Raw genomic sequence first — 16,495 nt, 5'->3', positions numbered from 1 at the left:
GCGATTGAAAGTAATTTCGCCAACGCAAGAAATCACACGCGTGTAGAACACATCTCTAAATGAGCGCTGAATCTCAAAGCGCCCATGGACAGCTCATTCACGCATCTTCCGCGCGGCCTGCTCCCGTGCCTCATGCAATTTGGCGTACTTGAGGAACGCGTAGAACGCACCGGTGGCGCTAGCGATAAAGCCGGCCCAACCATTGAGGAAATAACGCTTGCCCACGTACTGGCGCAGAAAGAACACGGGCGGATAGAACACCATGCGCAGCCCGGTGAAGCGCTGTCGCTTGCGCAGTTTGTAGGCCACCATGCCCGTGGTGTAGCGATTGATCTTCTCGACGCGGGTGGCGATGTCGCCATCGCCATCGTTGATGAAGTCGGCACGCCGCAAGGTCTTTACCGGACCACGCACCTCCACCGCGGCATGTACGTCCACGTCGTTCATGCCGCCACGGCGACGATCGAACAGGCGCAGATGGCCATTGCGCCAGCTCCAGCGATGCTGCACCGTCCAGAACATGCGCTCGCGCCGCGGCAAACGATAGCCCGCAAAGCGCGGCGCACTGAGTGCACGCTCGATCTCCTCGCGTGTGCCAGGCGAGAGAATCTCGTCGGCATCCAGGTTGAGAATCCAGTCATGACTGGCCATGTCGTAAGCACGCTGCTTTTGCGGGCCGTAGTCGTCGAACGGATGCACGGCCACGCGCGCGCCATGCTTTTGCGCAATGGCCACGGTGGCATCGGTGGAACCCGAATCGAGCACCACGATCTCTTCGGCCCAGTCGACCTGGCTGAGACAGGCATCCAGGGTGTCCGCGTTATTGAAGGTGATCACCACCACCGACAAGGGTTCGCGTGTCATGCCGCCTCCCCGTGGGCCGCCGGATACACGTGCAGCGCCGCACACCACAGCCCCAGCAACCAGGCAAACAACAGGCCCCACCACGCCGAATAGAAGGCCAAATGGGTGTTGAGCGGAAACAACATCACACCCAGCGCCAGGGTGGCCGGGAACGCACGCGCACGCGCCGCCGCCCCCGCACGTCGCCACGCGCGCACCGCCAGCACAATGGCCGACAACCAGCACAACAAGCCCAACGTGCCGGTCTCGGTCAGCACTTCCAGCACCCACTGATGCGCGTGGCAAGCGCCCTCGCCCACGCCACATGCTTCGCCCGACACCACGAAATGATCGTTGGCCGGCGCATAACTGGGATAGGCATTGCGGTAAGCGCGCACGCCTACGCCATTGATCGGATGGCCTTCGAACATCGCCACGCTGGTGCGCCAGATATCCAGGCGCCCGCTGGTCGCGCTATCGAGCGATTGAGCGGACCCTTGCAGCGCTTCCAGCGTGCGCTCCATGCGCATCTGAAAGCGCTCGGAGGTTTTCCAGGCGACGCCGCCGGCCGCCACCAGCAGCACCGCGCCCAGCGCCGCCGCGCCAAGGAAGCGCAACGGCGAGCGCGCCACATGCCAGGCAAAGCCCAGCGCGACCAAGGCGTAACACAGCCAGGAGGCGCGCGAGCCGGAAAGCAGCACCGGCCCCAGCAGCAACAGGAAGGCGAGCAGCAAACCCTTGAGGCCCCAACGGCGATGCGCCGACCACAATACGAAGGGTGACAGCACTGACAGCGTCGGCCCGAGCTTCAGATTGGTCGCGCCGAAAATGCCCGAGATGCGCTCGGCCTCCGCGCGGCCGCCCAGGCTCCACCCGGTCAACGCCTGCACCCAGGCATCCAGGGCCCAGAACGCCACCACCACGGCAACCGCCATATAGAGCGCGTTGAGTTTCTCTTCGCGCCGAATGGCAAAACAGGCGTACAGGCCCAGCGGTACGTAGCGCAGCAGCGAGACCACCGTCGACCAACTCTTGCCCGGCGCCAGCGAATCCACCGCGGACAGCAACGCTGCGCCGATATAGGCGCCCAGCAGCCACAGCAGCAGCTGCGCCCCTGCATGCTCGCGCAAGGCGCCGGGCTGGCGCACGAACAACATCACCACGCCAAGCAGGCAGAGGAACGTGCCCAGTTCCGAGCTGCGGCCCACGGGCAGCAAGGCGATGACCAGCCAGAACGGCAGCAGCGGCGAGCGGAGGGCCGCCTTCAGGTGGGAAACGAATGAACTCATGCGGACATCGCTTGATCGAGGCCCGGGCATTGTAGGTGAGACGCCGATGTTACCGGCCGCCTGGCCGCGCTCAGACAGCGGCAATTTCGTCGTAGAGGGCCAGCGTGGCCTGCTGCATGTCGCTCAGGCGGTAGCTCTGCAGCATCGGGATGGGGGGCGCCACGCGCAGCAATTCGGCGGCGCGCTCCACCAGGCGTTCGCGGTCTGCCGGCGGTACGCGACCGGCCGGGTACAACTCGGCCAGCAGCTCCCCGACGCCACCGTGGGCGTAACCCAGCACCGGGCGACACAGCGAAAGCGCTTCGATCACCGTGCGGCCGAAGGATTCAGGCTTGTTCGACAGCTGCAGTATCAGCGAGGAAATGGCGTAGATATCGCGCACATCGTTGCGCGGCGGCGCCAGCACCACCTGTGATTCCAGACCACGCGCACGGATCAGCTCACGCAGCTCCTGCACATACGCCTCGCGGCCTGGCTCAACCACGCCCAACAGCAGCAGGCGCACGTCGATGCCGCGACGCTTGAGCTCGGCGACCAGCTCCACCGCATCGTGATGCCCCTTCAAGCGCGTGCCGCGACCCGGCAGGGTCAGCAACGGTGCGCCAGCCAGGCTGGGGAATTCGGCGAAGAAGCCCTTGCGCCAGCTGTCGTCCGGCCGATGCCCATAGGGAAAGGCGTCCGGGTCGATGCCGCGCGGAATTACCCGCACACGCGAGGGCTCCAGCCACGGATAGTGGCTGAGCATGAAGTCACGAAGGGTCTGCGACACCGCGATCACCCGCTCGCCACGCAGCAGGATGGCGCTGTAGCGGCCGGGCGAGTTGAGCCCGTGCACGGTGGTCACGAAATGGGGGGCCGGCTTGACGCCCTTGAGCGCCCACCAGCCCAGCCAGGCCGGCAGGCGCGAGCGGGCGTGCACGATATCGGGCTTGAGCTCGCGCAGCAGACGCCGCAAGGCACCCACATTCATCAGCGTGCCCAGGGATTTGCGGCCAATGTCGAGAGTAATGTGCCGGCTGCCCTCGGCCTCCAGCTGGGGCACCATGCGGCCGCCAGCGGAGATAACGATGGACTGATGGCCCGCTTTGACCAACGCCCGCGCAATTTCCAGCGCAGACCGCTCAGCCCCGCCCGAATGCAACGCCGGGATGAGCTGGACTACGGTCAGTGACTTCGCTGGTGTAGCGACTGCCGACATGATTGGTTCAAAAGGTGCCTTCATCGTAAGGAGGCAAGCAGCAATCGTGCCGACATCAGCGCCACATATTGTTTCAGTTGTAACTTAGACCGTTTAAATCAGTCGCGCAGCACGTAATGCGCGCCACAATAAGGACATGCGGATTCACCGCCGTCCTCGACGATCGGCAAATAGACCTTCGGATGGGAGTTCCAGAGGGCCATCCCGGGCATCGGGCAGGACAGCGGCAGGTCAGCCCGCGTCACTTCGTAACGATTTTCGGCATTTGCGGGGATCAGCGGGGCAGCCGCAGGGGAACGCGACATGGGGAACACTCCATCGAGACACCTAGCCGCTCATGTTAGCAGGCCGGCCCACCATCGCGATGCGTTGGCGGCCGGTTTCTTCGTCGTAGGACATAGCCCAGGCGAGGGATGTCGGTCCCGACGGGGCGGATCGAGAATGGCCGTGAGCCATGCTACGGGCATGTCATCCATAAACGTCCGTAATGCCCTATAAGGGTGTGCGGGCAAGATGACAAATGTCCCAGCGACCAGCCTTCCGTCTTCGCCCTACCCTTTGATTACCGATCTACAAGGACCGTCATGGACTTCGGAAAAATCCTTCAGCGCATCAAAGCCATCCTCGGCACACCGCAAACCGAATGGCCCGTGATTGCCGCCGAGCCCGCCAGCGTGGCGGGGCTCTATCGCAACTACATCCTGATCGTGGCCGCGCTGCCGGTAATCGCCCAGTTCATCAAGAGCAGCCTGATTGGCTATGGCGGCTTCGGGGTGCACCTGCACACGCCGATCGGCGCGGGCATCGCCGGCATGCTGCTGCACTACCTGCTTTCACTGGCCGTCACCTATGTGCTGGCGCTGATCGTCAATGCGCTCGCCCCCACTTTCGGCGGCCAGAAAGATCCGGTGCAGGCGCTCAAGACCGTGGCCTACGCCTGGACGGCCGGCTGGGTGGCCGGCATTGCCGTGCTGGTACCGTGGCTGGGCTGGCTGGTAGCGCTGGCCGGCGCCATCTACGGCATCTACCTGCTCTACCTGGGGTTGCCGCAGACCATGCGCTGCCCCTCCGACAAGGCGGCCGGCTATACGGCCGTCACGGTGCTCATCGCCCTGGTACTGAGCTGGATCGTCGCCTTGATCGTGGCCGGCGTCATCGGCACCGCCGCGCTCACCGGCGCCAACGCCCTGGGCAACGTGCAGCTCGACGATGGTCACGGCAACAAGGTCGCCGTGGATGCCGATAGCACCCTGGGCAAACTCGCCGCCATGGGCCAGCAGGCACAACAAGCCAGCAAGGACCTGGAGCAGGCCCGGAAGACTGGCGACACCGCCGCGCAGCAGGTGGCGATGGGCAAGATGATGGGCGCCGGCGGCCATGTGCAATCGCTGTCGGCCAGCACCATCAAGGATTTCCTGCCCGATACGCTGGCTGGCTTGAAGCGGCAGAACATGTCCGCCGAGCACAGCGGCACGGTGGGCTTGGAAGTGACCACCGCGCATGCCGATTACAGCGACGGCCAGGGCCACACGATCCAGGTGGAAGTCACCGATACCGGCGGCATGCGGGGCATGATGGCCCTGGCTGGCACGGTGTCGCCCGATACCGAGCAACAGACCGATCATGGCTACGAGAAGTCCTATACCAGCCAGGGTCGGCTGATCCACGAAGCCTGGGATACCCAGAGCAACAACGGTGAGTACGGTGTGATCGTCGCCCAGCGCTTCAGCGTCAAGGCCAGCGGCAACGCCGCCAGCATCGACCAGCTCAAGCAAGCCGTGGGTGATATGGACCTGAGCAAGCTCGAATCGCTCAAGGACGCGGGCGTGAGCAACTAACCGCCCCACGTTTCACCCAACAAAAAGCCCGCGCCGGTCAGGCGCGGGCTTTTTGCTTTGCGCAAGGCGCGAACTTACTTGGCGGCCTTCGGCACCGAGGCTTCGGTGGTGATGCGCACCTGGATCTCATCGCTCACATTCGGCACATAAGCGCCCACGCCAAAGTCCGAGCGCTTAAGGGTGGCGACGGCATCGAAACCCACCGTCTGCACCTTCATCATCGGATGCTCGCCGCTCTTGTTGAGCGTGGCGTCCAGCGTCACCGGCTTGGTCACGCCGTGCACGGTCAGGTCGCCCGTGACCTTGTACTTGTTGCCGCCGACGGCCTCCACCTTGGTGCTCTTGAAGGTAATGGTCGGGTACTTGGCGGCATCGAAGAAGTCCGGCTTCTTCAGGTGCTCATCGAGCGCCTCCAGATGGGTGTCCAGCTTGTCCAGCGGCAGGGTCACCTGCACGGACGACTTGGCGGCGTCCTTGTCGTCGAACACGATGGTGCCGTCGCCCAGGCCGAGGTTGGCGGTGGGATTGGAGAAGCCGAAGTGGTTCCAGCTGAACAACACGTTGGTGTGGCCGGCATCCATCTTGTAGGTGACGGGAGCCGCCTGAGCGGTGACAGCGGCGCCGAGCAGGCCGGCAAGAACGAGATAACGAAGAGCACGCATGGATGAAATCTCCTGGGTGGGGTGGGTCTACGCGAATCGCTGGCGAGTACGGGGTACTCAGGCGATCCGGCAGGCTTCGTCGAACGAAAGACGGGGACTACGCGGGAACAGGTCGCGGCTGGCATCGCCGTAACCGAGATTGATCAGGAAGTTGGCCTTGAACGTGGTGCCGGCGAAGAAGGTCGCATCCACGCCGGCCACATCGAAGCCGGACATCGGGCCGCAATCCAGGCCAAGCGCACGGGCCGCCATGATTACGTAGGCACCCTGCAAGGAGCTGTTGCGGAAGGCCGTGATGTCGATCATCGGCTGATTGCCCACGAACCAGCTACGCGCGTCCGCATGCGGAAACAACTGCGGCAGCTTCTCGTAGAAGGCATAGTCGGTGGCCACGATGGCGGTGACCGGCGCGGCCAGGGTCTTGGCGCGATTGCCCTCGGAAAGGAAGGGCGCCAGCATCTCCTTGGCCTCCTTGGACTTCACGAACACCAGGCGCATCGGCGAGGAGTTGGCACTGGTCGGCCCAAACTTGACCAGATCGTAGAGCTGATGCAATTGAGCATCGCTCACCTCTTTCGGCAGCCACGCATTGAACGTACGCGCGGTGCGGAACAGTTGATCGAGGGCGACCTCGGAAAGCATCTCGCTCATGGGTATCCTTTTGGCATGACGCGCCGGCAGCGGCGCAACGGATGCCCAGTGTAAGCGCGGGCGAAGGCAAACTGGACCCAGGCGAATGAAACAAACTGTACTGTCTGGAGAAACAATGCCCCCGGGGCCGCCTGCATGCTGAAGCTCCATGGGGATTGCTGGGTGATCACCGACGACGCCGCCGGCAACCAGCGCCAGGCCCTGGCCCTGGCCGAAATGCTGGGCCTGCCCGTACACCACCTGCAGTTGGAGCCACGTGCGCCCTGGTCCTGGCTGGCGCCGCGCCTGACCCTGGGCGCCCGACTGGCACTGCCCCCCTCGCAAGCAAGCCAGTTCGCGCCACCCTGGCCGGTCATCGCCATCGGCTGTGGGCGGCAGGCCGCGCTTTACACCCGCATGCTGCGCGCGCTCAGTCAGGGACGCAGCTATACCGTACAGATCCTCGATCCGCGTATCCGCCCGGGCCTCTGGGATCTGGTGATCGCCCCGCAGCATGACCGCCTGAGCGGCCGTCACGTATGGCAGCCGCTGGGTTCGCTCAATCCAGTGGACGACGCCTGGCTACGCGATGGACGCGATGCCGACCCCGGGCTCGGCGAGCTGCCAAGCCCACGCGTCGGTGTGCTGCTCGGCGGCCCGCGCAAAGGCGTCCGCTTTGACGAGGCGTATATCGACCAGCTCACCTCGCACCTGCTGGCCCGGCATCATCGGGAGGGCGGCAGCCTGCTGGTGCTGGCCTCGCGGCGCACCCCGCGACCGCTGGTCGAGGCGATGCGCCAGCGCCTGATCGGCATCCCCGGCCTGGTCTGGAGTGGGCGCGACGATGGCGGCAACCCGTACGCTGGGGTACTCGGCTGGGCCGATCGCCTGGTGGTAACGCCCGACTCGGTCAACATGTTGTCCGAAGCCTGCGCGGTGGGCTGCCCGGTGCACACCTTCGTGCTCGGCACGCTGCCGACGAAGCTCGAGCGCTTCCACCTCGCCCTGCGCGAGGGCGGCTGGCTGCACGCCATCGACCACGATGCCCCGCCCACTCGCCCGCTACGCGAAACCAGCGCCATCGCCGCCATGGTGCGCGAGCGCCTGATGGCGCGACAGGCCACCGACTACTAGAAGCGAAAACCCAGTTCAGCCGTCACCGCTTGCACGTTGCTGGATAACCGATCCAGCTCGCCATCGCGTGGTGCGATGCGCGAACGCAGATCCAGCGTGCAGGCAAGCGCGCGGTGCAACAGCTCGGCATGCGCTTCGGCAAACAGGCCCGCCTGCCGCCCGTCGAGCAAGCCGGCATTGCGACACGCCTCGATCAAGCCGGCATTAGCGGTGATGGTAAGCAACGCAGGCGCCGCGCTCGCGTTGGCCAGCACCAGGCCCTGCAAGGCGAACTCGATATCCAGCAAGCCGCCCAGTCCCTGCTTGAGATCGAACTGGTTGGCATCCGAGCGATCGCGTTCGGCGCGCCAGCGCTGGCGCATGGTGCTCACTTCGGCGAGCACGGCATCGCGATCGCGCGGCACCGCCAACACCTCGCGGCGCACCGCCGCCAGCTCGGCATTGAGCGCGGCATCGCCAGCAATCGGGCGCGCCCGCAGCAACGCCTGATGCTCCCAGGTCCAGGCACGACTCTTCTGATACTCGGTGAACGAATCCAGGCTGCTCACCAGCAGGCCCTTGGAGCCATCCGGTCGCAATCGCGTATCCACTTCGTACAAGCGGCCCGCGCGGGTAAGCACGGTGAGCCAGTTCATTGCGCGCTGCACCAGCCGCTGGTACCAGCGCGAGCCTTCCAGCGGGCGCGCACCATCACTCATCGCATGGGCACGGCGGCCGTCGTAGACGAACACCAGGTCCAGGTCCGAGGCAAAACCCAACTCCTCGCCACCCAGGCTGCCGTAGCCAAGCACCGCCAGCCCGCTGCCTTCGCCCGGCAGGCGACCGTGCTGCGCCGCCAGCTCGCGCTCGGCCAGCGCGGTAACCGCCAGTACGATCGACTCGGCCAGCACCGCCAAGCGGCGCGCCGTGGCCACGGCATCGGCACGCCCATCGCTGAAGGCCAGGCCCAGGCGAAACGCCACACTGGCTTTGAATTCATTGAGCCGCTCCAGCTCTGCCTCGGCCTCGCGCTCGTCCAGCGTGGCCAGCACGCGGCTGATTTCCTCGCTGATATCGGCGCGCTTGAGCGGTAGCTGGTCAATGCGCGGATCAAGCACGTCATCGAGCAGCAACGGTTGCGCAATCACTCGCTCGGCCAGGAAGGCACTTTCGGCAAACAGCCGCGCCAGTCGCAAGCGCGCCGCCGGCTGCTCCTCCAGCAGCGCGAGATAGGACGAACGCCGCGCCACCGCCTGCACCAATCGACACAAGCGCAGCAGACACGGCACCGGCGCCGCGCTGTTGCGCGCCACCGCCAGCAATTGGGGCATCAGGCGATCGAGCTGCTCGCGCGTGCGCTGCGACATGGCGCGCACACCCGCAGCCTGCGACAGCTTTTGCAGGGTTTCGGCCACGTCACCGCCCGGGGTAAACCCAGAAGCCTCCATCTGCGCCGCATCCAGGCTTTCCGCGCAGGCACGCTGCCACAGCGCCACATCGGCCACCGGCGGACTGGCGGTACGCCCACCTTGCGGCACCAACACCTCCGCGAATTCCTCGCTGACATGGGCGCGATGATGCGCCAGCTCTTCGGCCAGCTCTTCCCACGAGGCATGCCCCAAGCCAAGCGCAATGCGCTCGCGGCTCAATGCGTCTTCGGGGATGTCGTGCGTCTGCGCATCGCGCAGCATCTGCACGCGATTCTCCACGCGGCGCAGGCATACATAAGCCTCGCGCAGCGCCTTGGCACGCACCGCACTGATATGCCCGCGCGCTTCACACGCCGTCAGCGCCGGCAACAGGCCACGTACCCGCAGACTCGGCTCGCGGCCGCCGCGGATCAGCTGTACCAGTTGCACCACAAACTCGATTTCGCGAATACCGCCAGGCCCCAGCTTGAGGTTATCGGCCAGATCCTTGCGCGCCACTTCGGCGTCGATCAGCGCTTTCATCTCGCGCAAACCGGCAAACGCGGTGTAATCAAGGTATTTGCGATACACGAAGGGGCGCAACAATTCCTGCAGCTGCTTGCCGGCGTTGCGATCGCCCGCCACCGGCCGTGCCTTGATCCAGGCATAGCGCTCCCAGTCACGCCCTTCGCTCTGGTAGTACTGCTCCATCGCGGAGAACGGCAGCGCCAACCGACCGGCGTTGCCGAACGGACGCAAACGCAGATCCACGCGCGCGCAGATGCCATCGACGGTCGGCTCGGCCAGCAGGCGCACCAGCTGCCGCGCCAGGCGCACGAAGTATTCGCTGTTGTCGAGCGAACGCGTGCCATCGCTTTGCCCGCCTTGCGGATAGGCCAGCACCAGATCGATATCGGAAGAAAAATTCAGCTCGCTGCCGCCCAACTTGCCAAAGCCGACCACCACCATGCGTTGCAACTCGCCCTCATGGCTGCGGCTATGCCCGTAACGCGCCGCCAACGCCCGTTCGGACCACCCCAGCGCCGCCCCCAGCAATGCTTCGTACAACACGCTGGTGGCCGACAAGGTCTCCGGCAACTCGTCCAGCCCATTCACGTCGCGAAATACCAGGCGCAACGCTTCGGCGTGTCGGAAACGGCGTAGCTCGGTGAGGCAGGCGCCCTCGTCGTCCGACAGCTTCACCCCATCGATACGGGCACTGGCGTCGCTGCCCGAACGCAATCGCTCCAGCCCCTGCGGGGCGAGCAATTGCGGCTGGCGAAACCAGGTATCGAAGGCGAAATCGCTGGCCAGCAGGGTACGGCGAATACGCTCGGCCACGCCGGCATCGTCATGCAGCGGCACGCCCATGATGCGGCAACGTGCAGCCAACTCACTGTAACGGTCATCGATCAGGGCACGCAGCGCCTGGGATTCCGTAGTCCTGTTGAGAACGGTCATCGCGCCATTGTGCCCCACTACCGCGCTGACTGCCGCCCGCCTTTCCCTGGCATGAATGAAGGCCAACGGCGGGCAACGATTGATTCAGATCCGAGACATTACATTTCGATGTCCGCGCCATGTCAGACCCCGTCTACGGATGCCATGACCCAGCCAGCCACATGCCGGCCCCCGCTGAGGGACCGTTCCACCGCCACCCGCCTGGGGCTGACACTCCTGGCGGTCGTCGTGTTTACCCTGGCTACCGGCTTGATCGATGGCGGCGAAGGGGTGGGCCTGTCGCAGGCATGGAGCCAACCCAGCTTCCTTCTCGCCAATGCCTTGCCTGGCTTGTTGCTGGCGACGTTGCTGCTGGTAGTGAGTCGGCGCCTGCTGCTCTCGTTCAGCCTGGCGTTCCTGCTGCAAGCCTTGGTCTATGCCGTCAATGCGTTGAAGGTAAGCAACCTGCATACGCCGCTTATGCCGGCGGATTTCCGCATGCTCGGCCAATTGCGGCGCGGCGGCCTCAAGCTGTTGGGCAGCTACCTGCCTGCCAGCCCGTGGCCTTATCTAGCCATACTCGCGGCCATCGCCTTGATCGTAGCGGCGTGGCGGTTGGAGGCACCGTTGTTCGCACGCCGCACGCGCGGCAAGCGACTGGCATCGGGTGCGCTTCTGCTCGGCCTGTTCGGCAGCCTGCTGGCCGGCGTTCCTGGCTGGATGAAAATCTATGGCGGCCATCATCTGTGGCTGGAGCCCTGGTCGGCGTCGGCCACGGCCGAACACTCCGGCCTGCTCAGCTCGCTGCTGATGTTTCACCTTCACCACGGACACACTCGCCAGAAGCCCGACCCGGCAGCGGCACAGGCGTTGATCGCGCGCGCCAACCTGCCCCTGCGCGAACGCCTGTTCGCCAATGGCCATAACGGCGAAGCGCCCGACATCGTGGTGGTGCAGAGCGAATCGTTCTTCGATCCGTCCATCATGAAGGGCTTCGAGCACGCCAACCTTACCCCGCAGCTGCGACGCCTCGCCGCGCAAGGCGCCAGCGGCGCGCTGCATGTACCCACCTTCGGCGGCGGCACCATCCGCACCGAGTTCGAAGTGCTGACCGGGCTGTCGCTGCGCTACTTCGACGATCTGCAGTTCCCGTACCTGCAAATGAACCACAAGATCGTGCCCAGCCTGGTACGCAGCCTGCGCGCGCAGGGCTACGAAACCGTGGCACTGCATGGCAATGATCCCGGCTTCTGGAACCGCAATACCGCGTTTACCGCCATCGGCTTCGACCGCTTCATCGCGCGCTCGGCGTTTCCCGCCAACGCGCCCATGGATGGCCAGTACATGGCCGACCACGCGATGACCAGCGAAATCATGGCCCAGCTGAAGGACGCCGGCCCACCGCAGTTCATCTTTGCCATCAGCCTCGAAGCCCATGGCCCGTACGACGTGACACCTGCCGATACCGCGGCACGCGATGCCATTCCGGTACCGGCGAATATCACGGGGCAGGACCGCGTGGAATTGCAGAATTATCTCTATCACCTGCACCACGCCGACGAGGAGCTGGGCCGCCTCGCCGACCTGCTGGCCAAGCGCGACCGACCAACCCTGCTGCTGTTCTACGGCGATCATCTCCCCGCCCTTACCCAGGTCTTCGACGCCACCGGCTTCGTGGATGGCGAAGACATGCTCAGCCAGGCCGGCACGTGGCTCTTGGTCAACCCGCGCAATCCGATGCCCGCCGAGCAGGAATCGCTGGCGTCGTGGATGCTGCCCGGTCGCCTGCTGGAGCAAGCCGGCCTGCATGACGATGGCTACTTCACGCTTACCCAGGTGGTGGGCAAGCAGCTCGCGGCACTCACCCGCGCTCCCGGCGCTCCCTTGCCGCCCGAGGACACCACCGAACAGCAAGTGGATCGGGATATGGCTAACGTCGCGCTGCTGCGCATGAAGGGCAAGCTCGATGCGCTCTTGCCTCGTCCCGAGGCCCAGCTGGCCGGCTCCGTACCGGAGCATGCCGACGAGTCGCCCAGGGACGCGGCGGGCGTTACGCACTAGACGTGGGATGGACGTCCAAACGAAACGAGCCACGCGGCCGTTTTCGAAGGAATACAAGTGGGCCGGCACGCGCTTTCCGCGCATCGCCAAGCGTCGATTCAGCCATCTGTCTGCGCGCTAAAGGGAGCCGGATCGGTTCAGGTTCGGTATGGCGAATCAGGGCTAGCGTTGATCCCAGCCACGAAGCAACGTCTTCGCGGCATTTCCCCACTGGAGGTTTTCCTCATGCGCAAGACCCTGCTCGCCGCTCTCATCGTCACCGCTGCTTCCGTGATGACCGTTCCCGCGTTTGCGCAGGACACGGCTCCGGCCAAGGCCGCCGCTACCACGGCCGCCGGTGCAGCAACGCAGGAAAGCGCCAAGGCGAGCGACGCGACCGCCATGAAGGCGAGCGACGCGAGTTCCAAGGCAAGTGATGCAACCTCCAAGGCTGCCGACACCACGCAGGCCGCTGGCCACAAGGCCAAGAAGCAACACAGCGGTCACAAGGCCAAGGCGGCAACCGAGGCCACCGGCGAGAGCGCAGCCAAGCCGGAAGCTTCGAGCGGCGCCAAGTAAGAGCAGACGGCAGTCGTCACACACAACGCCCCGGGAGTTCGCTCCCGGGGCGTTTTTATTGCGCACTACGCAGGCAACATCCCGACGACAGACGTTGACCTGTTCAAACCTTCCTTAGAAACGCCAGAGGAAGCCACCCTTGAAGCCACTGTCCACCGCGTGGTGGCCGAGCTGGCCGCTGTAGGCGAGGTTGATGCTGGCGTTCTTGGTGACCGCCAGATCCAGCCCGGTATCAACCACCATCGCATCGCGTGCCAACGGCGCACCTTCCACCGCATAGTCCACGCCACCGCTGAAATGCAACGCGGCATGCGGAACCACGTCGCCAAAGGCATGGCGCCAACCCAGCATGGCGTGCGCACTCAAGGCATCGCCATTGAACTGGAACTGTGAAGCCACCCGTGCACCGAGCGTGGTGTAACTGGCGGTATCGTCCTCGCCACGACCGTTCAACGCGGCGGCGCCTGCCAAATGCTCGCTGAAGCCGTCGTTGTCCAACCGCACGTAGGCCGCCTGGGCAAATGGCTCCCACACCGTGGCGCCACGCTCGATCGCATACCCTGTCTCCGCGAATACCTGCTCCGTGGCGGATGTGGCATGCCCCTGCGGCGACACATCCACCGGGCCGAAGTCCACCGTCCGCGTGACGTCCAGCGTGTGCTCCGTATATGCCGCACCACCGCGCAGGCTCAGCTGCCCCCAACGGGTGTCGGCATACACGCCCAGGTGCGCGTCATCGCTGGAAGCGGAGGCATGGCGCGAACCGACCTGCAAGGAAGTCTGCGTATAACCGCCCACCGCGCCCAGGTGGCTACGCTCGCCCAGCGGCACATCCGCGCCGATCACAAAGCCGCCCAGCGCGCGCGATACACCGCCCGCGTTGCCATCACTGTCGCGATGGCCCCAGGAGCCGATGAACTGCCCCCACCAGGCGAGCTTTGCGGTGTCGCTGCCTTCCGTCACCGTGCTCTCCAGCTGGCGCAGGTGACCGGTGACCGCGTCGCGCACAAAGTGGCTGTCTTCGAGGAAGGCCCCCCGAGCGCTGGCGTAGATGTCGCCCGACAACTGATCGGCCGCTGCGCGAATGCCGCCATCGTTCGGCAGGTTGGTCACCGCACTGAACAGCGCATTGGCCGGCGCCAGCGACTGCACGCCATTCAACGCGGCGACCTGGTTGCGCGTACCGCCAACCACACCGAGACTGCGCTGCTGCACTACGTCCAGGTACACGTGCTGGGCATCCGCGGCCTGGGCAATGCCCAGCACGGCACTGAGCTGCGTCGTACCGCTCAGCACATAGGCACCGCTGATGCCCTGTGCCGCCGTCAACACCGTATAGCGCGCGCCCAGCAGGTAAGGCTGCCCCGCCGACGAGGGTGCCAGCGCCACCGCCGCACCGCCATTGAGGGTGGCCTGGCCACTCACGTTGATCTGACTGGATATACCCGACTGCAAGGGGTTGGCCGCGACCAGATAGACCGAACCGGCGCCCTGCAGATAGTTGCCGCCCACCACGAAGCCCTGATAGGTCGGCGCCACGGTGCCGGTGACGCTGAGGTTGCCGCCGACGTGGCCCTGACCAGTCAGCACACCGCTACTGGCAAGATTGCCGGCAATGCGGCCGTTGTTCTGCAGCCACCCCTCGTTGAGCACCGAGCCACCGACATTGCCGTTGTTGGCAAAGCGGCCCAGGTTGACCACGCCAGCGGCCAAAGAACCCGTCAGGTTGAGCGTGCCTTGCGCCGCGATACCCGTCGCACCGGTGTAGGTGTTTTGGCCGCTCAGGGTTTCCTGGCCGGCGCTGATCACCACGCCACCGCCACCGGCGCCGCTAAGGCCCCCGTCGGTGAGTTGGCCGGCGAAACTGCCCGATGCGTGAGACAGCATCAGCACGTTGTTGCCCAGTTGCACCATGCCCGCGCCCGACAGCGAAGTGATGTTGGTCGCCTGGGCCGCACGCGATATATCCAGCACGCCGTTCACCAGCACGTTGGACGATTGCGCCACACTGCCCGGACCAGCCAGGCCCAGCCAACCGCCCGCATCCACCCGGGTGATGCCGGTATAGGTGTTGATGCCACTGAGGTTGGCGATGCCACCCTGGTTGACTACCAAGGGTGCATTGCCCGAGATCACGCCCGCCAGGCCCAAGGGCCCCATCGCCGAGGTCACCGTAAGGCCACCTGCCATGTCGGTATCGGTCACGTAGAACGGCGTGTAGCCGGTGGACTGGTTGGCCAGGTCGTACATCACCGCATTGCGGAAAAAGAAACCGATGCCGTAGATCGCGCCATTCGGGAACCCGCCGTACGGGCCCACCGTAACCACGTTGGTGTAATCGCCATTGGAATCGTCGCCGCTGGTTACCGAACTGGGCTGCGCGCCTGGCGCCACGCCGGTGGTGGTGAGCGTGATGCCAGGGATCTCATCGCCATACGCGTTGATGTGACCGGCGGCGGTTTCCCCCGAAAGCAGGCCCACGCCGTTGTCGATCAACATGATGTTGGGCGTGCCGGTGTCGAACAGCGTGGGCAACGACGCACTGGATGTGTGCTTGCCATCGCTCAGCGCATACATGAACTGGGTATCGAACTGGTTGGCCGAAGGCGCACCCGACAGCGCGAACGTGCCCTGCGCGCCACCAATCCACGGCACCACGCTGAGAAACTGCGCGCGCAGCGACGGCGTGAGGCCCATGATCAGGCAACCGGCACCGCAGCTACCCGGTACCGCCGAGGTGCCATTGGCCTCCACGATATAGCCCGAAGACGTAAGCATGCCGGGTACGCCGTTACCGAAATCGCCGGCGCCGACGATGCCGTAGAAGTGCCCCTCTTCCGGCGCCACACCGTTGGCGAGATTCTGCTGAAAGCCCGTATCGACCTTCAGCGTCACGCCATTGGCGGTGCCCACCGTGGCGCCCGTGGCGGTGGAGGTGACATAGGCATAGTTGATCGCCACCGGTGCACCCGTTGGCGTGGCGTAGCTCGCCACCTGGTTGCCGGTGCTGGCGTTGTAGAACTGGAAACTCGACACGGTCGTGGCCGACTGCACGTAACCATAGGTGCCGTCACCGTACAGATAGAACTTCAGCTGCCCCACGCTCGCGCCGGGCTGGGTGGGAAACCACGCCGGCCCGCTGCCGTGGAGCGCGGTCAAACCCACGTCGATATTGAACGAATCCGAGCCGGTGTCGAACAGGTATTCCTGCGGCTGCGCACCGTTGACGCCCACGTTGATGCCGAGGCGGTAGCCGTACTGACCGCCGCCGTAGTTCTCCTGAATGATATCCAGCGGGATATCGCCCGCATGCGCCCACGACGAACACGCCATTCCGTACGCCAGCGCCAGGGCCAGCGGCTTGCATGCAACCTTGCTCATCGATTCTCCCCTCAACGTTTATCGGTGCTTCGCCAGCTCCTGCCAAGGCGAATAGCCGTCTATCCCGCGGTGT

The 16,495-nt window shown here is 65.0% G+C and carries 12 protein-coding genes; 4 read left to right on the top strand and 8 right to left on the bottom strand.

What is annotated here, in order from left to right:
- Nucleotides 1-93 precede the first annotated feature (93 nt).
- The 4 genes from JHD67_RS10085 to JHD67_RS10070 form a co-directional block, all read right to left on the bottom strand.
- Nucleotides 94-864, bottom strand: coding sequence for a glycosyltransferase family 2 protein (locus tag JHD67_RS10085; RefSeq protein ID WP_199099051.1), 771 nt, complete (start codon nucleotides 862-864; stop codon nucleotides 94-96).
- Nucleotides 861-2,132, bottom strand: a complete 1,272-nt coding sequence (locus tag JHD67_RS10080) for an O-antigen ligase family protein (protein WP_199099050.1) — start codon at nucleotides 2,130-2,132, stop codon at nucleotides 861-863. The genes JHD67_RS10085 and JHD67_RS10080 overlap by 4 nt, the downstream gene beginning before the upstream one ends.
- Before the next feature lie 70 nt (nucleotides 2,133-2,202).
- Entirely contained in the window at nucleotides 2,203-3,330 is a 1,128-nt protein-coding gene (locus JHD67_RS10075; RefSeq protein WP_199099049.1) for a glycosyltransferase, read from the bottom strand.
- Nucleotides 3,331-3,428: 98 nt separating this feature from the next.
- Nucleotides 3,429-3,635: a zinc-finger domain-containing protein gene (locus JHD67_RS10070; RefSeq protein WP_199099048.1), complete on the bottom strand. Its 207-nt coding sequence runs from the start codon at nucleotides 3,633-3,635 to the stop codon at nucleotides 3,429-3,431.
- 279 nt (nucleotides 3,636-3,914) lie between these two features.
- Here JHD67_RS10070 and JHD67_RS10065 point away from each other — a divergent pair, with 279 nt between their 5' ends.
- The gene (locus JHD67_RS10065) at nucleotides 3,915-5,168 is read left to right on the top strand and encodes a Yip1 family protein (protein ID WP_199099047.1); all 1,254 of its coding nucleotides are present in this window, start codon (nucleotides 3,915-3,917) and stop codon (nucleotides 5,166-5,168) included.
- A 74-nt stretch (nucleotides 5,169-5,242) separates the two neighbouring features.
- On the opposite strand, the gene JHD67_RS10060 is transcribed toward JHD67_RS10065, so the two are convergent.
- Nucleotides 5,243-5,830, bottom strand: a complete 588-nt coding sequence (locus JHD67_RS10060) for a YceI family protein (RefSeq protein WP_199099046.1) — start codon at nucleotides 5,828-5,830, stop codon at nucleotides 5,243-5,245.
- 57 nt (nucleotides 5,831-5,887) lie between these two features.
- Complete coding sequence (locus JHD67_RS10055; RefSeq protein ID WP_199099045.1) at nucleotides 5,888-6,481, bottom strand: malonic semialdehyde reductase; 594 nt, start codon at nucleotides 6,479-6,481, stop codon at nucleotides 5,888-5,890.
- A gap of 135 nt (nucleotides 6,482-6,616) precedes the next feature.
- Here JHD67_RS10055 and JHD67_RS10050 point away from each other — a divergent pair, with 135 nt between their 5' ends.
- Complete coding sequence (locus JHD67_RS10050) at nucleotides 6,617-7,594, top strand: mitochondrial fission ELM1 family protein (RefSeq protein WP_199099044.1); 978 nt, start codon at nucleotides 6,617-6,619, stop codon at nucleotides 7,592-7,594.
- Here JHD67_RS10050 and glnE read toward each other — a convergent pair.
- A complete protein-coding gene (gene glnE, locus JHD67_RS10045) occupies nucleotides 7,591-10,443 on the bottom strand; it encodes a bifunctional [glutamate--ammonia ligase]-adenylyl-L-tyrosine phosphorylase/[glutamate--ammonia-ligase] adenylyltransferase (protein WP_199099043.1) in 2,853 nt (950 codons plus the stop codon). The two genes, JHD67_RS10050 and glnE, sit on opposite strands and share 4 nt — an antisense overlap.
- A gap of 144 nt (nucleotides 10,444-10,587) precedes the next feature.
- Between glnE and JHD67_RS10040 the strand changes: the two genes are divergently transcribed.
- Nucleotides 10,588-12,483 (top strand): LTA synthase family protein, encoded by a 1,896-nt coding sequence (locus JHD67_RS10040; protein WP_199099042.1) that lies wholly within the window; start codon nucleotides 10,588-10,590, stop codon nucleotides 12,481-12,483.
- A gap of 225 nt (nucleotides 12,484-12,708) precedes the next feature.
- A complete protein-coding gene (locus JHD67_RS10035) occupies nucleotides 12,709-13,041 on the top strand; it encodes a hypothetical protein (RefSeq protein WP_199099041.1) in 333 nt (110 codons plus the stop codon).
- A 114-nt stretch (nucleotides 13,042-13,155) separates the two neighbouring features.
- Here the strand turns inward: JHD67_RS10035 and JHD67_RS10030 are convergent, their stop codons facing one another.
- Nucleotides 13,156-16,422: an autotransporter domain-containing protein gene (locus JHD67_RS10030; RefSeq protein ID WP_233171792.1), complete on the bottom strand. Its 3,267-nt coding sequence runs from the start codon at nucleotides 16,420-16,422 to the stop codon at nucleotides 13,156-13,158.
- Nucleotides 16,423-16,495 lie beyond the last annotated feature (73 nt).

Origin of the sequence: Dyella sp. ASV21 (assembly GCF_016428975.1) — a bacterium.
Lineage (GTDB): Bacteria > Pseudomonadota > Gammaproteobacteria > Xanthomonadales > Rhodanobacteraceae > Dyella.
The sequence above is the reverse complement of the archived record's forward strand: the minus strand, read 5'-3'. Positions and strand labels throughout refer to the sequence as shown.